The following is a 24,028-nucleotide window of genomic DNA, read 5'->3' on the forward strand; positions in this document are numbered from 1 at the left end:
CGGGTGGGCGTGGGAGGAATGTTCTTTTCTGGTCACTGTGGGGTGGTTGTGAGGGTCGTAGCCTGAGGCGTCCGGTGGCCACTCCCGGCCCGGGATTCCCTCGCGAGGACGGACGGACACGCAGGTGTCGATACAGGACGCGGAGCGCAGAAGGTCGATACCCCGGCGGGTCGTCAGTGGTCTTCAGCAGCCGCTGCCGCCCCTCGCCGTGCCCGTCCCACCGGGACGGCCCGCTCCCGCCGCCCGGCCCGCCGCCGTACGCGACCGCGCCGGCCGGCGCCTGTACGCCGTCGACGGCATCCGGCTCCTGGCCGCCCTCATGGTCGCCGTGCACCACTACGCCGGCACCAACCGCGTCGACCAGCCGGGCAACCGCATCTGGGACCGCCCGGTCTCCGACATCATGCCGACGGTCTTCCGGTTCGCCTCCTACGGCTGGATCGGCGTCGAGATCTTCTTCGTCATCAGCGGCTTCGTGATCTGCATGTCCTGCTGGGGCCGTACGCCCAGGCAGTTCTTCGTCTCCCGGGTGATCCGGCTGTACCCGGCGTACTGGTTCGCCGTCGCCTTCACCACCGCCGTCCTGATGCTGCTGCCCGGCGTCTGGGACCGCTTGCGCATGCGAGACGTCCTGCTCAACGTCACGATGCTGCAGTCCGGTTCGGGCGTCATGAACGTCGACGGCGTCTACTGGACCCTCTGGTCCGAGCTGCGCTTCTACCTCCTCTTCCTGGTCGTCGTGTGGAGCGGTCTGACCTACCGCAAGGTCGTCGTCTTCTGCTGCGCGTGGGGCGCCGCGGCCATGCTGGCCCCGGTCTCGAAGCTGCCCCTCCTCGAACTGGTCGCCAACCCCGAGGGCGCCTGGTACTTCATCGCGGGCCTCGCCCTCTACCTGATGCACCGCTTCGGCCAGGACCTGCTGCTGTGGGGCATCCTCGCCATGGCCTGGCTGATGGGCCAGCGCGAACTGGGCATCCGGATCGACGAGGTCGAGCATGTGTCGGGATGGCGGGGGAGCGTGGCGATCTTCACCGTGTTCCTGCTCGCCATGGTCGCCATCGCCCTCGGCGCCACGGACCGCGTGCGCTGGAAGTGGCTGGTGACGGCCGGCGCGCTGACGTATCCGCTGTACCTGATCCACTACGCGGCCGGTACGGCCCTGATCAACCGTCTCCGCGACACGATGGACGCCCGCCTCCTGGTCGTCTCCGTCATCGCCGGCTTCCTGCTGCTGAGCTGGCTGGTGCACCGCTTCGTGGAGCGACCGGTGGCACGGCTGCTGAAGCGGGGACTGGACACGTCGTTCGCGCGCCTGCGGAACGCGAGCGGCTGAACTCCGTACGGCGACCGTGTGTTCTGAGTACGAACGCTCATGCGGTCGGGGGTTTCCGCGCGCTGTGATGGACCCATGCCGGACCTCACACTCGACGACGACCGCGCGACCGGCGCCTGGGTCGCCCCGCTGGTCTCGACGCTCCTGACCCTGCCCGCCTGCGTGCTCGTCTACTTCGTGGGCGGCTTCTCCGCGATGGCCTGCGACTCCTGCGCGGGCGCCGAGGCCGACCGCTTCGAGTCGAGCTTCGGGGTCGCCTTCCCGGTGCTGCTCGGCGGGTTGGGCCTCGCCCTGTTCCTGCTCGCGGCGAGCTGGGCCCTGCCGTGGGAGCGCCGCAGCACGGCCCGCCGCGTGGGGTTCGCGCTCGCGGCACCGGTCCTGGTGGCGTGCGTGTACGGCCTGTTCACCGTGCTGGTCGACTGGCCTTAGGCCAAGCGCACGTCATGATCGGGTCATGGGATAGTCTGCCCGCTCCTTTTCCCGCACCATGAAAGCGGTGGTAATGATCACTGGCAGACGTACGGCCACCGGGGCCGCGCTCGTGGGGGCCCTCGCCCTCACCCTTCTGAACGCCCCGGCGGCCCAGGCCCAGGACACCGGGATCACCGTGTCCGACATCGTGATCAACAAGGGCAAGCCGATCGTGGTCGGCACGACGAAGCCGGTCGAGCCGTCCCTCACCTTCAAGATCAGCCTGCCGTCCGGGTACAGCACGAGCGACCCGTCCCGGTACGACGCGCATCCCTTCATCTACCGGGGAAGCCTGGCGCACGCGGCCGACACCGGGGACAACTACATCGGCCCGGGCGGCTACACCTGCTACGAGCTGAGCGACAGGAAGGCCGAGTGCGAGGGGTCCCTCTACATCGACCCCCACCCCAGCCAGGAGCATGTCGACTCCAACAGCGACGCCACCACCTGGAGGACCGCGGTGGCCCTGCGCCTCTTCCGGGCCAGCGGGAGCCTCGTGGCCGAGGAGTACGAGACCCGGTCGCTGACCGTCCGGCTCAAGCGGGCGGCGAAGGTCACCGTGAACGCCTCGCCCGAGCCGGTCGCCAAGGGCAAGAAGATCACCGTCACCGGGAAGCTCACCCGGGCGGACTGGGCGACCAAGAAGTACGGCGGCTACGGCGGCCGTTCGGTCAGCCTCCAGTTCCGCGAGACGGGCACCAGCTCGTTCGTCACGGTCAAGAAGGTCACGACGAGCAGCACCGGAGCCCTGAAGACCACGGTCACCGCCTCGAAGGACGGGACGTGGCGGTGGTCGTACGGCGGGAACGACACGACCGGAGCGACGACCAGCGGCGGGGACCACGTGGACGTGCGCTGACCCACCCTCCGCACCGACACGGGCGGAACGGGGAGCCCGGACCGTCCCATGGGATTGTCCGGGCTGTGGGGGCCGGCCGGCGAGGACTCGTGTTTGACCTGCGTCACTCTCGGGGTATTGTCTCCGGCTCGATTGGCCAGGCCCGTGCCCCGTATGGCAGACTAGCGGGGTTGCTCGGTCGAGTGTTGATGCTGCGCGCCTCCCGCCGGGAGGACCGGAAGCGAGTCCCACAGTACTCGTCGCCCTAACTGCCGTACGGCAGCGCTGGGGCGGACGTACGGGAATCTTTCGGGAAGTGCGGTGCGGCACTGGCCAGGCGCTCGGTGAACCTCTTTCCCAGGCAAGGGATGTTCGAACAAGGGACATCTGTGTCAGTGAAAGTGCGACACGCCCGACCGCGTGGGTCGGCGGAAGTCGAGGGGACACCGAGTTCCAGAGCTGTAAGAGACAGGACTACGGAGTAGCCATGGCGGGACAGAAGATCCGCATCCGGCTCAAGGCCTACGACCACGAGGTCATCGACTCCTCGGCGAAGAAGATCGTCGAGACGGTGACGCGTACTGGTGCGTCGGTCGCGGGCCCGGTGCCGCTGCCCACTGAGAAGAACGTGTACTGCGTCATCAAGTCGCCGCACAAGTACAAGGACTCGCGCGAGCACTTCGAGATGCGCACGCACAAGCGCCTGATCGACATCCTCGACCCGACCCCCAAGACCGTTGACTCTCTGATGCGACTCGACCTCCCGGCCGGTGTCGACATCGAGATCAAGCTCTGAGGCCGGTGATCTGAACGATGGCTAAGCAGATCAAGGGCATCCTGGGCGAGAAGCTCGGCATGACGCAGGTGTGGGACGAGAACAACCGTGTTGTTCCGGTCACCGTCGTCAAGGCCGGTCCCAACGTCGTGACCCAGGTCCGTACGAACGACACCGACGGCTACGAGTCCGTCCAGATCGCGTTCGGCGAGATCGACCCGCGCAAGGTGAACAAGCCCCTCAAGGGCCACTTCGCCAAGGCCGACGTCACTCCCCGCCGCCACCTCGTCGAGATCCGTACCGCTGACGCCAGCGAGTACACCCTCGGCCAGGAGATCACCGCCGAGGTGTTCGAGGCCGGCATCAAGGTCGACGTGACCGGCAAGAGCAAGGGCAAGGGCTTCGCCGGTGTCATGAAGCGTCACAACTTCAAGGGCCTCGGCGCCGGTCACGGCACCCAGCGCAAGCACCGCTCTCCCGGTTCCATCGGTGGCTGCGCCACCCCGGGCCGCGTGTTCAAGGGCCTCCGCATGGCGGGTCGTATGGGCAACGAGCGGGTCACCACCCAGAACCTGACCGTTCACGCCGTTGACGCGGAGAAGGGCCTGCTCCTCATCAAGGGCGCGGTTCCTGGTCCGAACGGCGGCCTCGTCCTGGTCCGCACCGCGGCCAAGGGGGCCTGAGGACTATGAGCACCATTGACATTCTGTCGCCCTCCGGCGACACCGCCGGGACCGTTGAGCTCCCGGCCGAGATCTTCGACGTCGAGAAGATCAGCATCCCGCTGCTTCACCAGGTCGTCGTCGCGCAGCTGGCCGCCGCCCGTCAGGGCACGCACAAGGTCAAGCGTCGTGGCGAGGTCCGCGGTGGCGGCAAGAAGCCCTACCGCCAGAAGGGCACCGGCCGCGCCCGCCAGGGTTCGACCCGTGCGCCGCAGTTCGCCGGCGGTGGCGTCGTTCACGGCCCCACGCCGCGTGACTACTCGCAGCGGACCCCGAAGAAGATGAAGGCCGCGGCCCTGCGCCACGCCCTCACCGACCGGGCCCGCAACAACCGCATCCACGTCGTCTCCGGCGTCATCGAGGGCGAGTCGCCTTCGACGAAGGCCGCGAAGACGCTCTTCGGCAAGATCAGCGAGCGCAAGAACCTGCTGCTCGTCATCGACCGTGCCGACGAGGCCGCGTGGCTGTCCGCTCGCAACCTGCCCCAGGTCCACATCCTGGAGCCGGGCCAGCTGAACACGTACGACGTTCTCGTCTCGGACGACGTGGTCTTCACCCAGGCCGCTTTCGAGTCCTTCGTGTCTGGCCCCAAGGCCGCTGACACCGAAGGGAGCGAAGCCTGATGGCTACGCGTCACCCGAGCATCGCCTCGAAGGCCGCCAAGGCAGCCAAGGCCGCGCGCGTCGCCAAGGCGCGCCGCCACGAGGCCGAGGGCAAGAACACCGTCGTCACTCCGGCGAGCAAGGCCTTCACGGACCCCCGTGACGTCCTGCTGAAGCCGGTCGTGTCCGAGAAGAGCTACGCGCTTCTCGACGAGGGCAAGTACACGTTCATCGTGGCCCCCGGCGCCAACAAGACCCAGATCAAGCAGGCCGTCCAGGCGGTCTTCTCGGTCAAGGTCACCGGCGTCAACACGATCAACCGCCAGGGCAAGCGCAAGCGGACCCGCACCGGCTTCGGCAAGCGTGCCGACAGCAAGCGCGCGATCGTGACCCTTGCCGAGGGCGACCGTATCGACATCTTCGGCGGTCCGACCGCGTAAGCGGGTCGGATCGTCCGATATCGGACGAGGACTGAGAAATGGGAATCCGCAAGTACAAGCCGACTACGCCGGGCCGTCGCGGCTCCAGCGTCGCCGACTTCGTCGAGGTCACGCGGTCCACGCCGGAGAAGTCGCTGGTCCGCCCGCTGCACAGCAAGGGCGGCCGTAACAACGCCGGTCGTGTGACCGTTCGCCACCAGGGTGGCGGACACAAGCGCGCCTACCGTGTCATCGACTTCCGTCGCCATGACAAGGACGGCGTGCCGGCGAAGGTCGCGCACATCGAGTACGACCCCAACCGCACCGCGCGCATCGCGCTGCTGCACTACGCGGACGGCGAGAAGCGCTACATCCTCGCCCCGCGCAACCTGCAGCAGGGTGACCGCGTCGAGAACGGTCCCGGGGCCGACATCAAGCCGGGCAACAACCTGGCGCTCCGCAACATCCCGGTCGGTACCACGATCCACGCGATCGAGCTCCGTCCCGGTGGCGGCGCCAAGTTCGCCCGCTCCGCCGGTGCCTCGGTGCAGCTGCTCGCGAAGGAGGGCACCATGGCCCACCTCCGCATGCCGTCCGGTGAGATCCGCCTGGTCGACCAGCGCTGCCGCGCCACGGTCGGCGAGGTCGGCAACGCCGAGCAGAGCAACATCAACTGGGGCAAGGCCGGCCGCAAGCGCTGGCTGGGCGTCCGCCCGACCGTTCGCGGTGTGGCGATGAACCCGGTTGACCACCCCCACGGTGGTGGTGAGGGCAAGACCTCCGGTGGTCGCCACCCGGTCAGCCCCTGGGGTCAGAAGGAGGGTCGTACTCGTTCGCCGAAGAAGGCTTCGAACAAGTACATCGTCCGCCGCCGCAAGACGAACAAGAAGCGCTAGGAGCGGGTTTAGATGCCGCGCAGTCTCAAGAAGGGGCCCTTCGTCGACGACCACCTGATCAAGAAGGTGGACGCCCAGAACGAAGCGGGCTCTAAGAACGTCATCAAGACCTGGTCCCGTCGCTCGATGATCGTCCCGGCCATGCTCGGCCACACGATCGCGGTGCACAACGGCAAGACCCACATCCCGGTGTTCGTCACCGAGTCGATGGTCGGCCACAAGCTCGGCGAGTTCTCGCCGACGCGCACCTTCCGGGGTCACGTCAAGGACGACCGGAAGTCGAAGCGCCGCTAGTAGCGGATCGCATTCAGACACGTAAGTAACTGAGAGGGACAACCATGGAAGCCAGGGCCCAGGCGCGGTACATCCGCGTTACGCCCATGAAGGCCCGCCGAGTGGTGGACCTTATCCGTGGCATGGACGCCACGGAGGCTCAGGCGGTCCTGCGATTCGCTCCGCAGGCCGCCTCAGTGCCCGTCGGCAAGGTGCTGGACAGCGCCATCGCCAACGCCGCGCACAACTACGACCACACCGACGCCGACAGCCTCTTCATCTCCGAGGCGTACGTCGACGAGGGCCCGACCCTGAAGCGGTTCCGGCCGCGCGCCCAGGGCCGTGCCTACCGGATCCGCAAGCGGACCAGCCACATCACCGTGGTCGTCAGCAGCAAGGAAGGAACCCGGTAATGGGCCAGAAGGTTAACCCGCATGGGTTCCGGCTCGGTGTCACCACGGACTTCAAGTCCCGGTGGTACGCCGACAAGCTGTACAAGGACTACGTCAAGGAAGACGTCGCCATCCGTCGGATGATGACGTCCGGCATGGAGCGCGCCGGCATCTCGAAGGTGGAGATCGAGCGCACCCGTGACCGTGTGCGTGTGGACATCCACACCGCTCGTCCGGGCATCGTCATCGGCCGCCGTGGCGCCGAGGCCGACCGCATCCGCGGTGACCTCGAGAAGCTCACGGGCAAGCAGGTCCAGCTGAACATCCTCGAGGTCAAGAACCCCGAGACCGACGCTCAGCTGGTTGCCCAGGCCGTCGCCGAGCAGCTCTCCTCCCGCGTCTCCTTCCGCCGTGCCATGCGCAAGAGCATGCAGTCGGCGATGAAGGCCGGGGCCAAGGGCATCAAGATCCAGTGCGGTGGCCGCCTCGGTGGCGCCGAGATGTCCCGCTCGGAGTTCTACCGCGAGGGCCGCGTGCCCCTGCACACGCTCCGCGCGAACGTGGACTACGGCTTCTTCGAGGCCAAGACGACCTTCGGCCGCATCGGTGTGAAGGTCTGGATCTACAAGGGCGACGTCAAGAACATCGCCGAGGTTCGCGCCGAGAACGCTGCCGCCCGTGCGGGTAACCGCCCGGCTCGCGGTGGCGGTGCCGACCGCCCGGCCCGTGGTGGCCGCGGTGGCGAGCGGCGCGGTCGCAAGCCGCAGCAGGCTGCCGGTGCCGAGGCCCCCAAGGCCGAGGCTCCCGCCGCCGCCGCTCCGGCTGAGAGCACCGGAACGGAGGCCTGACCGACATGCTGATCCCCCGTAGGGTCAAGCACCGCAAGCAGCACCACCCGAAGCGCCGTGGTCAGGCCAAGGGCGGTACGACGGTCGCGTTCGGCGAGTACGGCATTCAGGCCCTCACGCCGGCGTACGTGACCAACCGCCAGATCGAGGCGGCCCGTATCGCGATGACCCGCCACATCAAGCGTGGCGGCAAGGTCTGGATCAACATCTACCCGGACCGCCCGCTGACGAAGAAGCCTGCCGAGACCCGCATGGGTTCCGGTAAGGGTTCCCCCGAGTGGTGGATCGCGAACGTGCACCCGGGCCGGGTCATGTTCGAGCTGTCCTACCCCAACGAGAAGATCGCCCGTGAGGCCCTGACTCGCGCAGCCCACAAGCTGCCGATGAAGTGCCGGATCGTCAAGCGCGAGGCAGGTGAAGCGTGATGTCGGCCGGTACCAAGGCGTCCGAGCTGCGCGAACTGGGTGACGAGGAGCTGCTGAACAAGCTCCGCGAAGCCAAGGAAGAGCTGTTCAACCTCCGCTTCCAGGCGGCGACGGGTCAGCTCGAGAACCACGGTCGGCTCAAGGCCGTCCGTAAGGACATCGCGCGGATCTACACCCTGATGCGTGAGCGCGAGCTGGGCATCGAGACGGTGGAGAGCGCCTGATGAGTGAGAGCAACGTGACTGAGCAGACTGCAGAGGCCCGCGGCTTCCGCAAGACCCGTGAGGGTCTCGTCGTCAGCGACAAGATGGACAAGACCGTCGTCGTCGCTGTCGAGGACCGCGTCAAGCACGCGCTGTACGGCAAGGTCATCCGCCGTACCAACAAGCTCAAGGCGCACGACGAGCAGAACGCTGCCGGCGTCGGCGACCGGGTCCTCCTCGCGGAGACCCGCCCGCTGTCCGCCACGAAGCGGTGGCGCGTCGTCGAGATCCTCGAGAAGGCCAAGTAATTCCTGCGGGGCAAATCCGCAGGTCAGTTCCGCCAGGCTCGGCAGGGGTTCCGTAACAGGGCCCCTGCCGGGAACCGGCAGACAAACAGGAGATAGACGTGATCCAGCAGGAGTCGCGACTGCGTGTCGCCGACAACACTGGTGCGAAGGAGATCCTTTGCATCCGTGTGCTCGGTGGCTCCGGTCGCCGCTACGCGGGCATCGGTGACGTCATCGTCGCCACCGTCAAGGACGCGATCCCCGGTGGCAACGTGAAGAAGGGTGACGTCGTCAAGGCGGTCATCGTTCGCACCGTCAAGGAGCGCCGCCGTCCGGACGGCTCGTACATCCGCTTCGACGAGAACGCCGCTGTCATTCTGAAGAACGACGGCGACCCTCGTGGTACCCGCATCTTCGGCCCGGTCGGGCGCGAGCTGCGCGAGAAGAAGTTCATGAAGATCATCTCGCTGGCTCCGGAGGTGCTGTAAGCATGAAGATCAAGAAGGGCGACCTGGTCCAGGTCATCACCGGTAAGGACAAGGGCAAGCAGGGCAAGGTCATCGCGGCCTTCCCCCGCGAGGACCGTGTCCTGGTCGAGGGTGTCAACCGGGTCAAGAAGCACACCAAGGCCGGCCCGACCGCTCGCGGTTCGCAGGCCGGTGGCATCGTCACGACCGAGGCGCCGATCCACGTCTCCAACGTCCAGCTGGTCGTTGAGAAGGACGGCAACAAGGTCGTCACGCGTGTCGGTTACCGCTTCGACGACGAGGGCAACAAGATCCGCGTTGCCAAGCGGACGGGTGAGGACATCTGATGGCTACCACCACGACTCCGCGTCTCAAGACGAAGTACCGCGAGGAGATCGCGGGCAAGCTGCGTGACGAGTTCAAGTACGAGAACGTCATGCAGATCCCCGGCCTCGTCAAGATCGTGGTCAACATGGGTGTGGGCGACGCCGCCCGCGACTCCAAGCTGATCGACGGCGCGATTCGCGACCTCACCACGATCACCGGTCAGAAGCCGGCCGTCACCAAGGCCCGTAAGTCCATCGCGCAGTTCAAGCTGCGTGAGGGCCAGCCGATCGGTGCCCACGTCACGCTTCGTGGCGACCGCATGTGGGAGTTCCTGGACCGCACTCTGTCGCTCGCGCTGCCGCGCATCCGCGACTTCCGTGGTCTGTCCCCCAAGCAGTTCGACGGCCGTGGCAACTACACCTTCGGTCTCACCGAGCAGGTCATGTTCCACGAGATCGACCAGGACAAGATCGACCGTACCCGGGGCATGGACATCACCGTGGTGACCACGGCGACCAACGACGCTGAGGGCCGCGCGCTCCTTCGTCACCTCGGCTTCCCCTTCAAGGAGGCGTGAGCGAGATGGCGAAGAAGGCTCTGATTGCCAAGGCTGCTCGCAAGCCCAAGTTCGGTGTGCGTGCGTACACCCGCTGCCAGCGCTGCGGCCGTCCGCACTCCGTGTACCGCAAGTTCGGCCTCTGCCGCGTGTGCCTTCGTGAGATGGCTCACCGTGGCGAGCTGCCGGGCGTGACCAAGAGCTCCTGGTAATCCCGCTTTTTAGGGATTCCCGAAGCTCTCGGTAAGCAATGGGCGTGTCAGGCGCCCTCCTCTCCATGGCTTAGGCTTGGAGGGTTGGGCGCCTGACGGTCGCCCGTACGACTTACTACGCCGTAGGTCCACCGCACCGCACCCGCCTCGTCTCGGATCGAGGAGAGGGATGGGCACCTGGAAACCCCGGCGAGAGAGGCCGAAGGCCAATTCATGACCATGACTGATCCGATCGCAGACATGCTTACGCGTCTGCGGAACGCGAACTCGGCATACCACGACTCCGTGACGATGCCGGCGTCCAAGATCAAGTCTCACATCGCGGAGATCCTCCAGCAGGAGGGCTTCATCACGGGCTGGAAGGTCGAGGACGCCGAGGTCGGCAAGAACCTCGTCCTCGAGCTGAAGTTCGGCCCGAACCGTGAGCGCTCCATCGCGGGCATCAAGCGGATCTCCAAGCCCGGTCTCCGGGTGTACGCGAAGTCCACCAACCTGCCCAAGGTCCTCGGTGGCCTCGGCGTGGCGATCATCTCCACGTCGCACGGTCTTCTGACCGACAAGCAGGCCGGCAAGAAGGGCGTAGGCGGAGAAGTCCTCGCCTACGTCTGGTAGCGGAAAGGAATCGGAGGAAACAGCTATGTCGCGTATTGGCAAGCTCCCCATCACGGTTCCCGCCGGCGTGGACGTCACCATCGACGGCCGTACGGTCTCGGTCAAGGGCCCCAAGGGTTCCTTGAGCCACACCGTCGCTGCGCCGATCGACATCGCCAAGGGTGAGGACGGCGTTCTCAACGTCACCCGCCCCAACGACGAGCGTCAGAACAAGGCCCTGCACGGCCTGTCCCGCACGCTGGTGGCGAACATGATCACCGGCGTGACCCAGGGTTACGTGAAGAAGCTCGAGATCAGCGGTGTCGGTTACCGCGTGACGGCCAAGGGTTCGAACCTCGAGTTCGCTCTCGGCTACAGCCACCCGATCACCGTCGAGGCCCCCGAGGGCATCACCTTCAAGGTGGAGGCCCCCACCCGGTTCTCGGTCGAGGGCATCGACAAGCAGAAGGTCGGCGAGGTTGCGGCCAACATCCGCAAGCTGCGCAAGCCCGACCCGTACAAGGCCAAGGGTGTCAAGTACGAGGGCGAAGTCATCCGCCGCAAGGTCGGAAAGGCGGGTAAGTAAGCCATGGCATACGGACAGAAGATCCTGAAGGGCGACGCCTACAAGCGCGCCGCGATCAAGCGCCGTCACATCCGGATCCGCAAGCGGATCTCCGGTACGGCGGAGCGTCCCCGTCTGGTCGTTACCCGCTCCAACCGCCACATCGTGGCCCAGGTGATCGACGACATCAAGGGTCACACCCTGGCGTCGGCGTCCACCCTGGACACCACGGTCCGCGGTGGCGAGGGCGACAAGTCGGCACAGGCCAAGCAGGTCGGCGCCCTGGTCGCCGAGCGTGCGAAGGCCGCCGGTGTCGAGGCTGTCGTATTCGACCGTGGTGGCAACCAGTACGCCGGGCGCATCGCTGCCCTGGCGGACGCCGCCCGCGAAGCCGGGCTCAAGTTCTGAGCCGCTCGTAGCTAGCGGAAAGAGAGAGGTAATCCAATGGCTGGACCCCAGCGCCGCGGTGGCGGTGCCGGTGGCGGCGAGCGGCGGGACCGTAAGGGTCGTGACGGTGGCGCAGCCGCCGCCGAGAAGACTGCTTACGTTGAGCGTGTCGTCGCGATCAACCGTGTCGCCAAGGTTGTGAAGGGTGGTCGTCGCTTCAGCTTCACCGCGCTGGTCGTGGTGGGCGACGGTGACGGCACCGTGGGTGTCGGTTACGGCAAGGCCAAGGAGGTGCCGGCCGCCATCGCCAAGGGTGTTGAGGAGGCCAAGAAGCACTTCTTCAAGGTCCCCCGTATCCAGGGCACCATCCCGCACCCGATCACGGGTGAGAAGGCTGCCGGCGTCGTACTGCTCAAGCCCGCGTCCCCCGGTACCGGCGTTATCGCCGGTGGCCCGGTGCGTGCGGTGCTCGAGTGCGCCGGTATCCACGACGTCCTGTCGAAGTCGCTCGGCTCGTCGAACGCGATCAACATCGTGCACGCGACCGTGGAGGCCCTGAAGGGCCTGCAGCGCCCCGAGGAGATCGCGGCCCGCCGTGGTCTGCCCCTCGAGGACGTTGCTCCCGCGGCTCTGCTTCGTGCGCGTGCCGGGGCTGGTGCTGCGTAATGGCTCAGCTCAAGATCACGCAGACGAAGTCGTACATCGGCAGCAAGCAGAACCACCGTGACACCCTGCGTTCCCTTGGTCTCAAGGGCATCAACACGCAGGTCGTCAAGGAGGACCGCCCCGAGTTCCGCGGCATGGTGCACACCGTCCGCCACCTCGTGACGGTCGAGGAGGTCGACTGATCATGGCGGAGAACAACCCGCTCAAGATCCACAACCTCCGTCCCGCCCCGGGCGCCAAGACCGCCAAGACCCGTGTGGGTCGTGGTGAGGCGTCGAAGGGTAAGACGGCCGGTCGTGGTACCAAGGGTACGAAGGCCCGTTACCAGGTTCCGGAGCGCTTCGAGGGTGGCCAGATGCCCCTCCACATGCGTCTTCCGAAGCTGAAGGGCTTCAAGAACCCGTTCAAGACCGAGTTCCAGGTCGTGAACCTCGACAAGCTGGCCGCGCTCTACCCCGAGGGTGGCGAGGTCACCGTCGAGGGTCTGGTGGCCAAGGGTGCCGTTCGCAAGAACAGCCTCGTCAAGGTCCTCGGCCAGGGCGAGATCTCCGTGGCGCTGCAGGTGACGGTCGATGCCGTCTCCGGCTCCGCCAAGGAGAAGATCACCGCCGCCGGCGGCACGGTCACCGAGCTCGTCTGAGATCCGCAGGCGTCTCGATGACGTAAGCAGTCCCGACCGGGGATACCTCACAACGGGGTATCCCCGGTTGGTCGTTCCACGGCAGGCCGTGTCGCCGGTAAGGTGGCCTGCACTGCTTTCTCTCATATTCGTCGAACCTCAAGACCGTCACCCTTGACGCAGTAGCGCGGGGGTCGCAGGAGGCACCGTGCTCACCGCGTTCGCCCGGGCGTTCAAGACGCCCGACCTGCGCAAGAAGCTGCTCTTCACGCTCGCCATCATCGTGGTGTACCGCGTGGGTACCCACATCCCGATCCCTGGCGTCGACTACAAGTCCGTCCAGGAGTGTGTGGACCAGGCGTCCGGCAACCAGGGACTCTTCGGTCTGGTCAACATGTTCAGCGGTGGCGCGCTGCTGCAGATCACGATCTTCGCGCTCGGCATCATGCCGTACATCACGGCGAGCATCATTCTGCAGCTGCTGACCGTGGTGATCCCACGCCTGGAAGCCCTCAAGAAGGAGGGCCAGGCCGGAACGGCGAAGATCACGCAGTACACCCGTTATCTCACGGTGGCGCTCGCCATCCTGCAGGGCACCGGCCTGGTGGCCACCGCCCGCAGCGGCGCTCTCTTCTCCGGCTGCACCGTCGCGTCGAGCATCGTCCCGGACCGCGCGATCTTCACCACGATCGTCATGGTCATCACGATGACCGCCGGTACGGCCGTCGTCATGTGGCTCGGTGAGCTCATCACCGACCGCGGCATCGGCAACGGCATGTCGATCCTGATGTTCATCTCGATCGCCGCCACCTTCCCGTCCGCGCTGTGGGCCATCAAGAAGCAGGGCACCCTGGCCGACGGCTGGATCGAGTTCGGCACCGTCATCGCGGTCGGCCTGGTCATGGTCGGCCTGGTGGTCTTCGTCGAGCAGGCCCAGCGCCGCATCCCCGTGCAGTACGCGAAGCGCATGATCGGCCGCCGTTCCTACGGCGGTACGTCGACGTACATCCCGCTGAAGGTCAACCAGGCCGGTGTGATTCCCGTCATCTTCGCGTCGTCGCTGCTCTACATCCCGGCTCTGATCGCGCAGTTCTCGAGCGGCAACTCGGGCTGGAAGACCTGGATCGAGGCCAACCTCGTCAAGGGTGACCACCCGATCTACATCACGCTCTACTTCTTGCTCATCGTTTTCTTCGCGTTCTTCTACGTGGCGATCTCCTTCAACCCCGAGGAAGTCGCCGACAACATGAAGAAGTATGGTGGCTTCATCCCGGGCATCCGGGCTGGCCGACCGACCGCTGAGTACCTCAGCTACGTACTCAACCGGATCACCTGGCCGGGTTCGCTGTACTTGGGTCTGATCGCTCTTGTGCCAACGATGGCGTTGGTCGGCTTCGGGGCAAGCCAGAACTTCCCGTTCGGCGGGACCAGCATCCTGATCATCGTGGGTGTCGGTCTCGAGACGGTGAAGCAGATCGAGAGCCAGCTCCAGCAGCGCAATTACGAAGGGTTCCTCCGCTGATGCGTATCGTCCTCGTCGGGCCGCCGGGTGCCGGTAAGGGAACGCAGGCCGCGTTCCTCGCCCAGAACCTGTCGATCCCGCACATCTCCACGGGCGACCTGTTCCGCGCCAACATCAGCCGGCAGACGGACCTCGGCAAACTCGCGAAGTCCTACATGGACGCGGGCAACCTGGTTCCGGACGAGGTCACCATCGGCATGGCCAAGGACCGCATGGAGCAGCCGGACGCCGAGAACGGCTTCCTGCTCGACGGCTTCCCGCGCAACGTCTCGCAGGCCGAGTCGCTCGACGAGATGCTGCAGCACGAGGGCATGAAGCTGGACGCGGTGCTGGACCTCGAGGTACCCGAGGAAGAGGTCGTCAAGCGCATCGCCGGCCGCCGAATCTGCCGCAAGGACTCGGCGCACGTCTTCCACGTCTCGTACAAGGCGCCCAAGCAGGACGGCGTCTGTGACGTCTGCGGCGGCGAGCTGTACCAGCGCGACGACGACTCCGAGGAGACGGTCCGCAAGCGCCTGGAGGTCTACCACACCCAGACCGAGCCGATCATCGACTACTACAAGGCCCAGGGCCTGGTGGTCACGATCTCGGCGCTCGGCAAGGTGGAGGACGTCACCGGCCGTGCCATGGAGGCGCTCCAGCACGAGGACGACGCCGCGTAGCGGTTCTCCCGCAGCGGTTTTCCAGTACGACAGCCGCGGTTCCCTTCCGAGGGGGCCGCGGCTGCTGTGTGGGTGCACGTATCGTTGAATGCGCCCGTCCCTCTTCCTTCGAAAGGCTCCCGCCGCATGGTGCAGATCAAGACCCCCGAGCAGATCGCCAAGATGCGCGAGGCGGGGCTGGTCGTCGCCGCCATCCACGCGGCGACCCGAGAGGCCGCGGTGCCCGGGGCCACGACCAGGGATCTCGATCAGGTCGCGCGCAAGGTGCTCGCCGAGCACGACGCGAAGCCGAACTTCCTCGGGTACGGCGGCTTCCCGGCGACGATCTGCACCTCGGTGAACGAGGTCGTCGTCCACGGCATCCCGTCCGACGAGGTCGTCCTCAAGGACGGCGACATCATCTCCATCGACTGCGGCGCGATCATCGACGGCTGGCACGGGGACGCGGCCTACACGGCGTTCGTGGGCTCGGGCCACGCCCCGGAGCTCATCGAGCTCTCGCGCGTGACCGAGGAGTCCATGTGGGCCGGCATCGCGGCGATGAAGCAGGGCGCCCGGCTGGTCGATGTGTCCCGGGCCATCGAGACGTACATCCGCCGCCAGCCGAAGCCCGGCGGCGGCCGCTACGGGATCATCGAGGACTACGGCGGCCACGGCATCGGCACCGAGATGCACATGGACCCGCACCTGCTGAACTACGTCGACCGGCGCCGGGGGAAGGGGCCGAAGCTGGTCACAGGGTTCTGCCTGGCGATCGAGCCGATGGTGTCCCTGGGCACCCCGAAGACGGAGGTCCTGTCGGACGACTGGACGGTCATCACGACGGACGGGACGTGGTCCTCGCACTGGGAGCACTCGGTGGCTCTGACGGATGACGGGCCCTTGGTGCTGACGTCCCCGGACGGCGGGAAGGCGAAGCTTGCGGAGCACGGGGTCGTTGCGGCTCCGGATCCGTTGGCATAGGGCGTGTGCCGGCCGCGGGCCCGGCTGTGGCCGGTCGCGCCCGCGCGGCGGTAGCCGCATATGAGCACAGGCCCGCGCCCCTTTCGGGGTGCTTAAGGATCTCCGAGTCGGGGCATGAATCCTCGATTCGTCTTTCTCGGAGCCCTGAAGTAGACTGACTCGTCGGCTCTCGTGCACCCGCATGTCCGCATGCGCCCCTTGAGGGGAGCGCAGGAGAGTCGATCAAGGTAGTCGATTCGAAGGGCGAAGCGTGGCCAAGAAGCAAGGTGCCATCGAGATCGAGGGCACTGTCGTCGAGTCTCTTCCGAACGCCATGTTCAAGGTCGAGCTCCAGAACGGCCACCAGGTCCTGGCTCACATCAGCGGCAAGATGCGTATGCACTACATCCGTATCCTCCCTGACGACCGGGTCGTGGTGGAGTTGTCTCCGTACGACCTGACCCGTGGCCGGATCGTCTACCGGTACAAGTAGATTCCTCTGACCCGGAGAACCTCAATCCCATGAAGGTCAAGCCGAGCGTCAAGAAGATCTGCGACAAGTGCAGGGTGATCCGCCGTCACGGTCGGGTCATGGTCATCTGCGAGAACCCGCGCCACAAGCAGCGCCAGGGCTGATCGCCGACCTTTTCCTCTGCATCCGCAATTCTTCGCGCGACGCAAGCTGAATATGTTCATACGCAGGACCCAGGCGGCGTACGTCCGTCTGACACCCCCGGTTCGGAGGCCGGGGACCCAGTTCGTACCTGGTACGGCGGCTGGGAGCCGGTTCTGTGGAAGACCTCCGAAGATCACCAGGAGCCATTGAATGGCACGCGTTTCCGGTGTTGACATCCCGCGCGAAAAGCGCGTGGAGGTCGCCCTGACCTACGTGTTCGGTATCGGCCGCACCCTCTCCCAGCAGACGCTGGCCGAGACCGGCATCGACCCGAACACCCGCGTTCGCGACCTCTCCGAGGAGCAGCTCGTCGCGATTCGTGAGTACGTCGACAACAACATCAAGACCGAGGGTGACCTCCGTCGCGAGATCCAGGCCGACATCCGCCGCAAGGTCGAGATCGGCTGCTACCAGGGTCTGCGGCACCGCCGTGGTCTGCCCGTCCGTGGTCAGCGCACCAGCACGAACGCTCGTACCCGCAAGGGCCCGCGTCGCGCGATCGCCGGCAAGAAGAAGCCGGGCAAGAAGTAGTCCTCAGCGGACAACGCTTCATCAGCGGTCTTCGCTGTAGGACCGACCACCTCCCCGTAGGAGTTTGTAGATGCCCCCCAAGGGTCGTCAGGGCGCTGCCAAGAAGGTGCGCCGCAAGGAAAAGAAGAACGTCGCTCACGGCCACGCGCACATCAAGAGCACGTTCAACAACACGATCGTCTCGATCACGGACCCCTCGGGCAACGTGATCTCCTGGGCCTCCGCCGGCCACGTCGGCTTCAAGGGCTCGCGCAAGTCGACCCCCTTCGCCGCGCAGATGGCCGCCGAGTCGGCCGCCCGCCGCGCGCAGGAGCACGGCATGCGCAAGGTGGACGTGTTCGTCAAGGGTCCCGGCTCCGGCCGTGAGACCGCGATCCGCTCCCTCCAGGCCACCGGCCTCGAGGTCGGCTCGATCCAGGACGTCACGCCGACCCCGCACAACGGCTGCCGTCCGCCGAAGCGCCGCCGCGTCTGACGCAGGCCGCGTTCCAGGCCAGGTTGTCTTGAGGTTGCGGGCGGTACGGCTCTTCGGGGCGGTGCCGCCCGTACCCTTGCAGTACCCCGCACTTTCGCCGGTGCGGGTCCGTCGGGCGTCAAATAGCGGGCGTCCACGAAAGAAGGATCTGATCCACACATGCTGATCGCTCAGCGTCCCTCGTTGACCGAAGAGGTCGTCGACGAATTCCGCTCCCGGTTCGTGATCGAGCCGCTGGAGCCGGGCTTCGGCTACACCCTCGGCAACTCCCTCCGCCGCACCCTCCTCTCGTCGATCCCCGGCGCTGCTGTCACCAGCATCCGCATCGACGGCGTTCTGCACGAGTTCACCACCGTGCCGGGCGTCAAGGAGGACGTCACCGACCTGATCCTCAACATCAAGCAGCTGGTCGTCTCCTCGGAGCACGACGAGCCGGTCGTGATGTACCTGCGCAAGCAGGGCCCGGGTCTGGTCACCGCCGCCGACATCGCGCCCCCGGCCGGTGTCGAGGTGCACAACCCCGACCTGGTCCTCGCCACGCTCAACGGCAAGGGCAAGCTGGAGATGGAGCTCACGGTCGAGCGTGGCCGCGGTTACGTCTCCGCCGTGCAGAACAAGCAGGTGGGCCAGGAGATCGGCCGTATCCCGGTCGACTCCATCTACAGCCCGGTGCTCAAGGTCACGTACAAGGTCGAGGCGACCCGTGTCGAGCAGCGCACCGACTTCGACAAGCTGATCGTCGACGTCGAGACCAAGCAGGCGATGCGTCCCCGTGACGCCATGGCCTCCGCCGGCAAGACCCTGGTCGAGCTGTTCGGTCTCGCCCGCGAGCTGAACATCGACGCCGAGGGCATCGACATGGGCCCGTCCCCCACGGACGCCGCCCTTGCCGCCGACCTGGCGCTGCCGATCGAGGAGCTGGAGCTCACGGTCCGTTCCTACAACTGCCTCAAGCGTGAGGGCATCCACTCCGTGGGTGAGCTCGTGGCGCGCTCCGAGGCCGACCTCCTGGACATCCGCAACTTCGGTGCGAAGTCCATCGACGAGGTCAAGGCGAAGCTGGCCGGCATGGGCCTGGCCCTCAAGGACAGCCCGCCCGGATTCGACCCGACCGCCGCCGCCGACGCCTTCGGCGCCGACGACGACGCGGACGCGGGTTTCGTGGAGACCGAGCAGTACTGATCGGTTGTTGCCGGTGAGCATCCGCTCGCCGGGTTCCTGACCCCGGTACCTGATACGGCCGGGGCAGATACCAAGGAGAAAGAAATGCCGAAGCCCACCAAGGGTGCCCGTCTGGGCGGCAGCGCCGCGCACGAGAAGCTCCTCCTCGCGAACCTCGCGAAGAGCCTCTTCGAGCACGGCCGTATCACCACCACCGAGGCGAAGGCGCGCAAGCTGCGTCCGTACGCCGAGCGTCTGGTCACCAAGGCGAAGAAGGGCGACCTTCACAACCGCCGTCAGGTGCTCCAGGTGATCACGGACAAGAGCGTCGTCCACACGCTCTTCACCGAGATCGGCCCGCGCTACGAGAACCGTCCCGGTGGCTACACCCGCATCACCAAGATCGGTAACCGCCGTGGCGACAACGCGCCCATGGCTGTCATCGAGCTGGTCGAGGCCCTGACGGTCGCGCAGCAGGCGACGGGTGAGGCCGAGGCCGCCACCAAGCGTGCCGCCAAGGACGCCGAGGCCGCTCCGGCCGCCGAGGAGACCAAGGTCGACACGACCAAGGCCGACGAGGCCGAGGACAGCGCCGCCGAGGAGTCGAAGGACGCGTAAGCGTTCTGCCTCCAGGGCGATTGCGGGCCCGTTCCTTTCGAGGAGCGGGCCCGTTCGCGTTGTGGCTCAAACGCGGCACAACCCCACAGCTGACTCACAGGTCATGCAGATGCGTCGCCGATCCGGTGCGCATGATGTCCGAGTCACGGGGGTCCCATGAACAGTCTCGCCGCTGTGCGGCGCAGTATCTCCGCGTTCGCGCTGGCCGCGCTGGCCGCCGGCGCACTGGCCGGTCCGGCCCGGGCCGAGGAGGAGCCGTTGCCGGTCTCCGTCACCGGTCCCGACAGCGTCAACCTCTCGCTGCACCCCGAGCCCGGGGAGCCGGGGGAGCCCGGTGAGCCGCAGATCGATCTGGGACTGCGGGCGCCCGGCGAGCCCGTACCCGACGAGAACGGTGTCACCTACCCGATCCACCAGGGCGAGTACACGGTCACCGTGGACGCGAGCTCCCTGGCCGGGGTCGCCGCCGTGAACTTCTCCCGGCTCGGCGGCTGGCAGGGCTGCTCCGTCGAGGGGCTGGTCGCCACCTGCCGCGGCTACGAGATCTACGCCGGCCGGGACTACAACGACCTGGGCGGCATCCGTCTCGACGTGACCGACGAGAGCGCCGCGGGCGAGGTCGGCAGCATCGAGGTCACGGCCGCCGGGGAGGGCCTGGCCTTCACCGGGCACACGGTGGACGTGCTGGTCGGCGGCCCCGAGCTGCAGAACAAGCAGCTGGCCGAGCCCGAGGGCTTCAAGGCCGGCGACACCTTCCAGGCGCCGCTGGGCTTCCGCAACGTCGGCGGCCTCGGCGGCAAGGGCGTCGTGCTGCGCGTCTCCGGCACCCGGGGCCTCTCCCTGCCCGGCACGTTCGGCAACTGCTGGTACGACCCGCGTGACCCGGCCGATCTGCGCGGGTGGTCCACGGCCCTGTGCGTCTTCGACAGCGAGTTCGCCGCAGGGGCGGCCTACGGGCTGAGCACCCCCTTCCCGATCGGGACGGCCGGCTTCGCGCTGTACGACTCGATGTCCTACTCCTTCAGCGCGGTGCCCGCCGACCAGGTCGCGGACCTGCTGGCGGAGGGCGACTACCGGGCGGGGTCCGGACCCGATCTGGAGCTGGTGCGGCTGCCGGACGCCGACCCGGCCGGCTACACCCGGTACGCGGAGATGGACTTCCCGACGAAGAACACCTTCGACCTCGACCTGACCGGTGAGCGGCTGCGGGCCCGCAAGGGCCAGACGGTGCCGGTGGACATCGGCTTCGCCAACCACGGTCCCGCCTGGCTGGCCCTGCTCCGCTCCGGCGGCGAGCCGATCTCCTTCTGGGTGGACCTTCCCCCGGGAACCACGGCCACCACGGCCCCCGAGGCCTGCCGGGCCGCCGGCTGGGAGGGGGCCGAGGGCGACTACCTCTGCAACATCGACACCCCGATCCTGGAGGACGCCTCCCTCACCTTCACCTTCGCCCTGCGCGTCGACGAGGTGATCAGGAACGCCACCGGCCGGGCGTTCTTCGCGTACACGATGCCGAACGAGGGCAATCCGGCGAACGACTCCGGTGCGATCGTGCTGAACCCGAGGGGCCGGCCCTGATCGTCGGCGGCTTCGGCCGGACGGGCCCGCCCCTCGGGGCGGGCCCGTCCCGCGTTCCTGAGAGGATCTGGGGGTGAGCGACGAAGTACAGCCCGGTTGGGTCCGTGTCCGCCTCGACCTCTCCTACGACGGAACCGACTTCTCCGGATGGGCCAAGCAGGCCGGCGGCCGGCGGACCGTGCAGGGCGAGATCGAGGATGCGCTGCGTACGGTGACGCGGTCGAGGGACGTGACGTACGAACTGACGGTCGCCGGACGCACCGATGCCGGGGTCCACGCACGCGGGCAGGTGGCCCATGTGGACCTTCCCGAGGGGCTGTGGGAGGAGCATCGCGAGAAGCTGCTGAAGCGGCTGGCGGGGCGGTTGCCGAAGGATGTGCGGGTGTGGGGGCTCACCGAGGCCGCGGAGGGGTTCAACGCGCGGTTCGCCGCACTGTGGCGGCGCTACATCTACCGGGTGGGGGACCGGCCCGGCGGTGTCGATCCGCTGCTGCGCAACCATGTGCTGTGGCACGACTGGGAGCTGGACGTCGCCGTGATGGACGCCGCCGCCGGGTCCCTCGTCGGCGAGCACGACTTCGCGGCGTACGCGAAGAAGCGTGAGGGTGCCTCGACGGTCCGGGAGATCTTCGACTTCGGGGTGCGGCGGACGGCGGACGGCATCGTCGAGATCGAGGTCCGGGCGGACGCCTTCTGCCACAACCAGGTGCGGTCCATGGTCGGGGCGCTGCTGTTCGTCGGGGACGGGCACCGGGGTGTGGAGTGGCCGCGCAAGGTCCTCGACGCGCGGGTGCGGGACAGTGCGGTGCATGTCGTACGACCGCACGGGCTGACCCTGGAAGAGGTCGCGTACCCGGCGGACGATCAGCTGGCCGAGAGGCAGCTTCAGGCCCGCCGGGTACGCGGCGAGGTGCACGGGGTCAGCCGGCCAGGGCCTCTTCCAGAGTCGGCTCGAGGAAGGGCTCCAGGGTCTTCGAGTAGCTCGACGTGATGTGGCTCGAGTCGAAGTAGACGACCTGGTCGCCGATGACGCTCGGGCAGACGTCCTTCGTGCAGAAGGCGGGCACGGTGTCGATGATCGAGGCGCCGTACTTCTCCGCCACCTCCCGCTCCATGGTCCGGAAGTCGGTGTACTCGAGCGCCTCGTACTGCTTCCTGTTGCAGGAGGAGATGTCGTCGACGTGGGTGGCGAGACAGTCGGGCACGTTCTGGCCCGGCTGGGGCGTGTCCGTCAGGTAGACGAGTTCGGCGCCGGTCGACTTGAGGACCTTGAAGGTGGCCTCGGCGCCCGCCCTCGTCGCCTCGCGGCGCGTCCGGTCGGCGACGACGATGACATCGGGCTTGAGGTCGCCCAGTTCCTTGAACACCGAGTCCCGCCAGCTGTCGCATTCGGTGTACTCGCGGTGCAGCTCGTCATTGATGATGCGGTACTCCTGCGGAGAGCAGCCACCCTTGGCCATGGTCACCACTCTGGCCCCGAGCTTCTTCCCGAGGTCGTGGAAGGCGTCGTTCCACTGCCAGGCGTGGGAGTCGCCCATGAGGACGATCGTCTTCTTCCCCTCCGGGTCACCGATGACGCAGAAGTCCCGCATCGTGAACTTGGCGACCTCGGTGTCGTCGATGCATCCGCGCGTGGCGTGGTTCTCCGCTGTCTCGGGCAGGGCCCCCTGCACCGTCGCGGACAGCTTCGTACGGAGCGCGGCCGCCTCGACCGAAGCCTCGTCGGTGTATCCGACGGCGACCGTGCCGGAGGCGGCCGTCGCGAGGTTCAGCGGGACCATCGTGGCCAGGACCATGGCTCCGGCCGCGCAGGCGGTGGCCGTTCCGCCGACGAGGATGCCCTTCCAGGGACGGGCCACCAACTTCACGTTGTTCCTGAACCTGCGTTCGACGGCGTAGTGCATGGCGACGGCCACGAGGAACGAGGCCACGGCGACCCGGAACCGGTCCGCGTAGGTGACCTCCCACGACACCAGGTACGGCCAGAGGATCAGAAGCGGCCAGTGCCAGAGGTACCAGCCGTAACTGACGCTCCCGATGAAGTTGAAGACAGGGTTGTCCAGGAGCCGTTCCGCGCCGAGACGGGGAGCGGCGCACCCGCCGGCGATGATCAGGCCGGCGCCCAGCACCGGACCGGCCACCGCGTACCCGGGCAGCGGGGTCTCGGCGGAGATGAGGAGCGCGGTGACGAGCGTGATGCCGAGTCCCAGCCAGGAGAGCACCGCCGCGAACCCGGTGTTCATCCGGGAGAGCAGCTGTGCGCCGACGGCGAGGAGAACACCGAAGGTGATCTCCCAGATGCGGGTGTGAGTGCTGAAGTAGGCGAGGGGCTGGTTCTCCGAGGTCTGCGTGTAGCCCAGGTAGAACGACCCGCCGATGACAGCCATGAGGAACAGCGCCACCAGCACACGGTTGCGGAAGACCAGGCGGCTGAGCCAGGCCGTGACGACGAGTGCGATCGGGGCGATCACATAGAACTGTTCCTCGATGCCCAGCGACCAGAAGTGCTGGTACGGGGACTGGCTGCCGTCGTTGGCGAAGTAGTCGGTGCCCGTCTCGACGAGGCGCCAGTTCATGACGCTGAGCGAGGAAGCGAGACCGTCCTCCACGTACCCGCGGAATCGCAGCGGGCTCGCGTACAACCAGGCCAGGACCGCTGTGCCGACGATCGTGACGGCCATCGCCGGCGCCAGCCGGCGGAAGCGGCGGGCCCAGAATTTGGTCAGGGAGACCTTGCCGGTCTTGTCGATCTCGGCCAGGAGCTGGCCGCCGATGAGGAAGCCGCTCAGCACGAAGCTGACGTCCACGCCGCCGTGGATGTCCAGGATGCCGCAGTGCATGCTGACGACCATCATGATGGCCACGGCACGCAGGCCCTGGATGTCCGGCCGGTACTTGCGAAGACGGTCTGTCTGCGCGGCCGGTGGGCGACGGCGGGTGCGGGTGTCGGTTGTCAAGGAACTCTCCGGTCGAGCACGCTGGCAGGCAG

The 24,028-nt window shown here is 67.1% G+C and carries 36 protein-coding genes; 35 read left to right on the top strand and 1 reads right to left on the bottom strand.

Annotated elements, in window-relative coordinates; genetic code table 11:
- The first annotated feature begins 124 nt into the window (after positions 1-124).
- From IOD14_RS04270 to truA, 35 genes are all read left to right on the top strand, one after another.
- The gene (locus IOD14_RS04270) at positions 125-1,333 is read left to right on the top strand and encodes an acyltransferase (protein WP_212669694.1); all 1,209 of its coding nucleotides are present in this window, start codon (positions 125-127) and stop codon (positions 1,331-1,333) included.
- 75 nt (positions 1,334-1,408) lie between these two features.
- The gene (locus tag IOD14_RS04275; protein WP_123991103.1) at positions 1,409-1,762 is read left to right on the top strand and encodes a hypothetical protein; all 354 of its coding nucleotides are present in this window, start codon (positions 1,409-1,411) and stop codon (positions 1,760-1,762) included.
- A 73-nt stretch (positions 1,763-1,835) separates the two neighbouring features.
- The gene (locus IOD14_RS04280) at positions 1,836-2,663 is read left to right on the top strand and encodes a hypothetical protein (RefSeq protein WP_212669695.1); all 828 of its coding nucleotides are present in this window, start codon (positions 1,836-1,838) and stop codon (positions 2,661-2,663) included.
- Between the two features lie 466 nt (positions 2,664-3,129).
- A complete protein-coding gene (rpsJ, locus tag IOD14_RS04285; protein WP_003948644.1) occupies positions 3,130-3,438 on the top strand; it encodes a 30S ribosomal protein S10 in 309 nt (102 codons plus the stop codon).
- A gap of 17 nt (positions 3,439-3,455) precedes the next feature.
- Entirely contained in the window at positions 3,456-4,100 is a 645-nt protein-coding gene (gene rplC, locus IOD14_RS04290) for a 50S ribosomal protein L3 (RefSeq protein ID WP_123991105.1), read from the top strand.
- Positions 4,101-4,105: 5 nt separating this feature from the next.
- Positions 4,106-4,762: a 50S ribosomal protein L4 gene (gene rplD, locus IOD14_RS04295; RefSeq protein WP_057607914.1), complete on the top strand. Its 657-nt coding sequence runs from the start codon at positions 4,106-4,108 to the stop codon at positions 4,760-4,762.
- A complete protein-coding gene (gene rplW / locus IOD14_RS04300; protein ID WP_037719147.1) occupies positions 4,762-5,181 on the top strand; it encodes a 50S ribosomal protein L23 in 420 nt (139 codons plus the stop codon). Before rplD ends, rplW begins: the two co-directional genes overlap by 1 nt.
- 38 nt (positions 5,182-5,219) lie before the next feature.
- Positions 5,220-6,056, top strand: a complete 837-nt coding sequence (gene rplB, locus IOD14_RS04305; RefSeq protein ID WP_007384068.1) for a 50S ribosomal protein L2 — start codon at positions 5,220-5,222, stop codon at positions 6,054-6,056.
- A gap of 12 nt (positions 6,057-6,068) precedes the next feature.
- Complete coding sequence (gene rpsS, locus IOD14_RS04310; protein ID WP_007384069.1) at positions 6,069-6,350, top strand: 30S ribosomal protein S19; 282 nt, start codon at positions 6,069-6,071, stop codon at positions 6,348-6,350.
- Between the two features lie 44 nt (positions 6,351-6,394).
- Positions 6,395-6,742 carry a 50S ribosomal protein L22 gene (rplV, locus tag IOD14_RS04315; RefSeq protein WP_003974262.1) on the top strand — a complete coding sequence of 116 codons (348 nt, stop codon included), beginning with the start codon at positions 6,395-6,397 and terminating at the stop codon, positions 6,740-6,742.
- The gene (rpsC, locus tag IOD14_RS04320; RefSeq protein ID WP_030039758.1) at positions 6,742-7,569 is read left to right on the top strand and encodes a 30S ribosomal protein S3; all 828 of its coding nucleotides are present in this window, start codon (positions 6,742-6,744) and stop codon (positions 7,567-7,569) included. The genes rplV and rpsC overlap by 1 nt, the downstream gene beginning before the upstream one ends.
- 5 nt (positions 7,570-7,574) lie before the next feature.
- Entirely contained in the window at positions 7,575-7,994 is a 420-nt protein-coding gene (gene rplP, locus IOD14_RS04325) for a 50S ribosomal protein L16 (protein WP_004927269.1), read from the top strand.
- On the top strand, positions 7,994-8,218 hold the full coding sequence (rpmC, locus tag IOD14_RS04330; RefSeq protein ID WP_005481220.1) for a 50S ribosomal protein L29: 225 nt from the start codon (positions 7,994-7,996) through the stop codon (positions 8,216-8,218). The genes rplP and rpmC overlap by 1 nt, the downstream gene beginning before the upstream one ends.
- Positions 8,218-8,505 (top strand): 30S ribosomal protein S17, encoded by a 288-nt coding sequence (gene rpsQ / locus IOD14_RS04335; RefSeq protein ID WP_007384073.1) that lies wholly within the window; start codon positions 8,218-8,220, stop codon positions 8,503-8,505. Before rpmC ends, rpsQ begins: the two co-directional genes overlap by 1 nt.
- A gap of 98 nt (positions 8,506-8,603) precedes the next feature.
- Positions 8,604-8,972: a 50S ribosomal protein L14 gene (rplN, locus tag IOD14_RS04340; RefSeq protein WP_003998823.1), complete on the top strand. Its 369-nt coding sequence runs from the start codon at positions 8,604-8,606 to the stop codon at positions 8,970-8,972.
- Positions 8,973-8,974: 2 nt separating this feature from the next.
- On the top strand, positions 8,975-9,298 hold the full coding sequence (gene rplX, locus IOD14_RS04345; RefSeq protein WP_003992365.1) for a 50S ribosomal protein L24: 324 nt from the start codon (positions 8,975-8,977) through the stop codon (positions 9,296-9,298).
- Entirely contained in the window at positions 9,298-9,855 is a 558-nt protein-coding gene (rplE, locus tag IOD14_RS04350) for a 50S ribosomal protein L5 (protein WP_007384074.1), read from the top strand. The genes rplX and rplE overlap by 1 nt, the downstream gene beginning before the upstream one ends.
- A 5-nt stretch (positions 9,856-9,860) precedes the next feature.
- Entirely contained in the window at positions 9,861-10,046 is a 186-nt protein-coding gene (locus tag IOD14_RS04355) for a type Z 30S ribosomal protein S14 (protein WP_003956452.1), read from the top strand.
- A gap of 213 nt (positions 10,047-10,259) precedes the next feature.
- Positions 10,260-10,658, top strand: coding sequence for a 30S ribosomal protein S8 (gene rpsH, locus IOD14_RS04360; protein WP_007384075.1), 399 nt, complete (start codon positions 10,260-10,262; stop codon positions 10,656-10,658).
- Positions 10,659-10,683: 25 nt separating this feature from the next.
- Complete coding sequence (rplF, locus tag IOD14_RS04365) at positions 10,684-11,223, top strand: 50S ribosomal protein L6 (RefSeq protein WP_123991106.1); 540 nt, start codon at positions 10,684-10,686, stop codon at positions 11,221-11,223.
- A 3-nt stretch (positions 11,224-11,226) separates the two neighbouring features.
- The gene (rplR, locus tag IOD14_RS04370; protein WP_030317315.1) at positions 11,227-11,610 is read left to right on the top strand and encodes a 50S ribosomal protein L18; all 384 of its coding nucleotides are present in this window, start codon (positions 11,227-11,229) and stop codon (positions 11,608-11,610) included.
- A gap of 36 nt (positions 11,611-11,646) precedes the next feature.
- Positions 11,647-12,255 (top strand): 30S ribosomal protein S5, encoded by a 609-nt coding sequence (gene rpsE, locus IOD14_RS04375; protein WP_030671799.1) that lies wholly within the window; start codon positions 11,647-11,649, stop codon positions 12,253-12,255.
- A complete protein-coding gene (gene rpmD, locus IOD14_RS04380; RefSeq protein ID WP_005481207.1) occupies positions 12,255-12,437 on the top strand; it encodes a 50S ribosomal protein L30 in 183 nt (60 codons plus the stop codon). The genes rpsE and rpmD overlap by 1 nt, the downstream gene beginning before the upstream one ends.
- 2 nt (positions 12,438-12,439) lie before the next feature.
- Complete coding sequence (gene rplO, locus IOD14_RS04385; protein WP_003974249.1) at positions 12,440-12,895, top strand: 50S ribosomal protein L15; 456 nt, start codon at positions 12,440-12,442, stop codon at positions 12,893-12,895.
- Positions 12,896-13,082: 187 nt separating this feature from the next.
- On the top strand, positions 13,083-14,396 hold the full coding sequence (secY, locus tag IOD14_RS04390) for a preprotein translocase subunit SecY (protein ID WP_123991107.1): 1,314 nt from the start codon (positions 13,083-13,085) through the stop codon (positions 14,394-14,396).
- The gene (locus IOD14_RS04395) at positions 14,396-15,058 is read left to right on the top strand and encodes an adenylate kinase (RefSeq protein WP_123991108.1); all 663 of its coding nucleotides are present in this window, start codon (positions 14,396-14,398) and stop codon (positions 15,056-15,058) included. Before secY ends, IOD14_RS04395 begins: the two co-directional genes overlap by 1 nt.
- 126 nt (positions 15,059-15,184) lie before the next feature.
- Positions 15,185-16,021: a type I methionyl aminopeptidase gene (gene map / locus IOD14_RS04400; RefSeq protein ID WP_123991109.1), complete on the top strand. Its 837-nt coding sequence runs from the start codon at positions 15,185-15,187 to the stop codon at positions 16,019-16,021.
- A gap of 250 nt (positions 16,022-16,271) precedes the next feature.
- Positions 16,272-16,493, top strand: coding sequence for a translation initiation factor IF-1 (gene infA, locus IOD14_RS04405; protein WP_003948620.1), 222 nt, complete (start codon positions 16,272-16,274; stop codon positions 16,491-16,493).
- A gap of 29 nt (positions 16,494-16,522) precedes the next feature.
- Entirely contained in the window at positions 16,523-16,636 is a 114-nt protein-coding gene (gene rpmJ, locus IOD14_RS04410; RefSeq protein WP_003998809.1) for a 50S ribosomal protein L36, read from the top strand.
- Positions 16,637-16,826: 190 nt separating this feature from the next.
- A complete protein-coding gene (rpsM, locus tag IOD14_RS04415) occupies positions 16,827-17,207 on the top strand; it encodes a 30S ribosomal protein S13 (protein ID WP_020135802.1) in 381 nt (126 codons plus the stop codon).
- Between the two features lie 70 nt (positions 17,208-17,277).
- Positions 17,278-17,682 carry a 30S ribosomal protein S11 gene (gene rpsK / locus IOD14_RS04420; protein ID WP_003956432.1) on the top strand — a complete coding sequence of 135 codons (405 nt, stop codon included), beginning with the start codon at positions 17,278-17,280 and terminating at the stop codon, positions 17,680-17,682.
- Positions 17,683-17,841: 159 nt separating this feature from the next.
- Positions 17,842-18,864, top strand: a complete 1,023-nt coding sequence (locus IOD14_RS04425) for a DNA-directed RNA polymerase subunit alpha (protein WP_003966937.1) — start codon at positions 17,842-17,844, stop codon at positions 18,862-18,864.
- 84 nt (positions 18,865-18,948) lie between these two features.
- A complete protein-coding gene (gene rplQ, locus IOD14_RS04430; protein ID WP_212669696.1) occupies positions 18,949-19,461 on the top strand; it encodes a 50S ribosomal protein L17 in 513 nt (170 codons plus the stop codon).
- Between the two features lie 156 nt (positions 19,462-19,617).
- A complete protein-coding gene (locus tag IOD14_RS04435) occupies positions 19,618-21,039 on the top strand; it encodes a hypothetical protein (protein ID WP_123991111.1) in 1,422 nt (473 codons plus the stop codon).
- Positions 21,040-21,112: 73 nt separating this feature from the next.
- Positions 21,113-22,030, top strand: a complete 918-nt coding sequence (gene truA, locus IOD14_RS04440; RefSeq protein ID WP_212669697.1) for a tRNA pseudouridine(38-40) synthase TruA — start codon at positions 21,113-21,115, stop codon at positions 22,028-22,030.
- On the opposite strand, the gene IOD14_RS04445 is transcribed toward truA, so the two are convergent.
- Positions 21,960-23,996 carry an acyltransferase family protein gene (locus IOD14_RS04445; protein ID WP_249125825.1) on the bottom strand — a complete coding sequence of 679 codons (2,037 nt, stop codon included), beginning with the start codon at positions 23,994-23,996 and terminating at the stop codon, positions 21,960-21,962. The genes truA and IOD14_RS04445 overlap by 71 nt on opposite strands.
- Between the last annotated feature and the right edge of the window lie 32 nt (positions 23,997-24,028).

Source organism: Streptomyces sp. A2-16 (assembly GCF_018128905.1).
GTDB lineage: Bacteria > Actinomycetota > Actinomycetes > Streptomycetales > Streptomycetaceae > Streptomyces.

Coding starts and splice junctions, on each gene's coding strand:
- IOD14_RS04275 (WP_123991103.1), top strand. CDS start 1,409: ATGCCGGACCTCACACTCGACGACGACCGCGCGACCGGCGCCTGGGTC.
- IOD14_RS04280 (WP_212669695.1), top strand. CDS start 1,836: ATGATCACTGGCAGACGTACGGCCACCGGGGCCGCGCTCGTGGGGGCC.
- rpsJ (WP_003948644.1), top strand. CDS start 3,130: ATGGCGGGACAGAAGATCCGCATCCGGCTCAAGGCCTACGACCACGAG.
- rplC (WP_123991105.1), top strand. CDS start 3,456: ATGGCTAAGCAGATCAAGGGCATCCTGGGCGAGAAGCTCGGCATGACG.
- rplD (WP_057607914.1), top strand. CDS start 4,106: ATGAGCACCATTGACATTCTGTCGCCCTCCGGCGACACCGCCGGGACC.
- rplW (WP_037719147.1), top strand. CDS start 4,762: ATGGCTACGCGTCACCCGAGCATCGCCTCGAAGGCCGCCAAGGCAGCC.
- rplB (WP_007384068.1), top strand. CDS start 5,220: ATGGGAATCCGCAAGTACAAGCCGACTACGCCGGGCCGTCGCGGCTCC.
- rpsS (WP_007384069.1), top strand. CDS start 6,069: ATGCCGCGCAGTCTCAAGAAGGGGCCCTTCGTCGACGACCACCTGATC.
- rplV (WP_003974262.1), top strand. CDS start 6,395: ATGGAAGCCAGGGCCCAGGCGCGGTACATCCGCGTTACGCCCATGAAG.
- rpsC (WP_030039758.1), top strand. CDS start 6,742: ATGGGCCAGAAGGTTAACCCGCATGGGTTCCGGCTCGGTGTCACCACG.
- rplP (WP_004927269.1), top strand. CDS start 7,575: ATGCTGATCCCCCGTAGGGTCAAGCACCGCAAGCAGCACCACCCGAAG.
- rpmC (WP_005481220.1), top strand. CDS start 7,994: ATGTCGGCCGGTACCAAGGCGTCCGAGCTGCGCGAACTGGGTGACGAG.
- rpsQ (WP_007384073.1), top strand. CDS start 8,218: ATGAGTGAGAGCAACGTGACTGAGCAGACTGCAGAGGCCCGCGGCTTC.
- rplX (WP_003992365.1), top strand. CDS start 8,975: ATGAAGATCAAGAAGGGCGACCTGGTCCAGGTCATCACCGGTAAGGAC.
- rplE (WP_007384074.1), top strand. CDS start 9,298: ATGGCTACCACCACGACTCCGCGTCTCAAGACGAAGTACCGCGAGGAG.
- IOD14_RS04355 (WP_003956452.1), top strand. CDS start 9,861: ATGGCGAAGAAGGCTCTGATTGCCAAGGCTGCTCGCAAGCCCAAGTTC.
- rpsH (WP_007384075.1), top strand. CDS start 10,260: ATGACCATGACTGATCCGATCGCAGACATGCTTACGCGTCTGCGGAAC.
- rplF (WP_123991106.1), top strand. CDS start 10,684: ATGTCGCGTATTGGCAAGCTCCCCATCACGGTTCCCGCCGGCGTGGAC.
- rplR (WP_030317315.1), top strand. CDS start 11,227: ATGGCATACGGACAGAAGATCCTGAAGGGCGACGCCTACAAGCGCGCC.
- rpsE (WP_030671799.1), top strand. CDS start 11,647: ATGGCTGGACCCCAGCGCCGCGGTGGCGGTGCCGGTGGCGGCGAGCGG.
- rpmD (WP_005481207.1), top strand. CDS start 12,255: ATGGCTCAGCTCAAGATCACGCAGACGAAGTCGTACATCGGCAGCAAG.
- rplO (WP_003974249.1), top strand. CDS start 12,440: ATGGCGGAGAACAACCCGCTCAAGATCCACAACCTCCGTCCCGCCCCG.
- IOD14_RS04395 (WP_123991108.1), top strand. CDS start 14,396: ATGCGTATCGTCCTCGTCGGGCCGCCGGGTGCCGGTAAGGGAACGCAG.
- map (WP_123991109.1), top strand. CDS start 15,185: ATGGTGCAGATCAAGACCCCCGAGCAGATCGCCAAGATGCGCGAGGCG.
- rpmJ (WP_003998809.1), top strand. CDS start 16,523: ATGAAGGTCAAGCCGAGCGTCAAGAAGATCTGCGACAAGTGCAGGGTG.
- rpsM (WP_020135802.1), top strand. CDS start 16,827: ATGGCACGCGTTTCCGGTGTTGACATCCCGCGCGAAAAGCGCGTGGAG.
- rpsK (WP_003956432.1), top strand. CDS start 17,278: ATGCCCCCCAAGGGTCGTCAGGGCGCTGCCAAGAAGGTGCGCCGCAAG.
- IOD14_RS04425 (WP_003966937.1), top strand. CDS start 17,842: ATGCTGATCGCTCAGCGTCCCTCGTTGACCGAAGAGGTCGTCGACGAA.
- rplQ (WP_212669696.1), top strand. CDS start 18,949: ATGCCGAAGCCCACCAAGGGTGCCCGTCTGGGCGGCAGCGCCGCGCAC.
- IOD14_RS04435 (WP_123991111.1), top strand. CDS start 19,618: ATGAACAGTCTCGCCGCTGTGCGGCGCAGTATCTCCGCGTTCGCGCTG.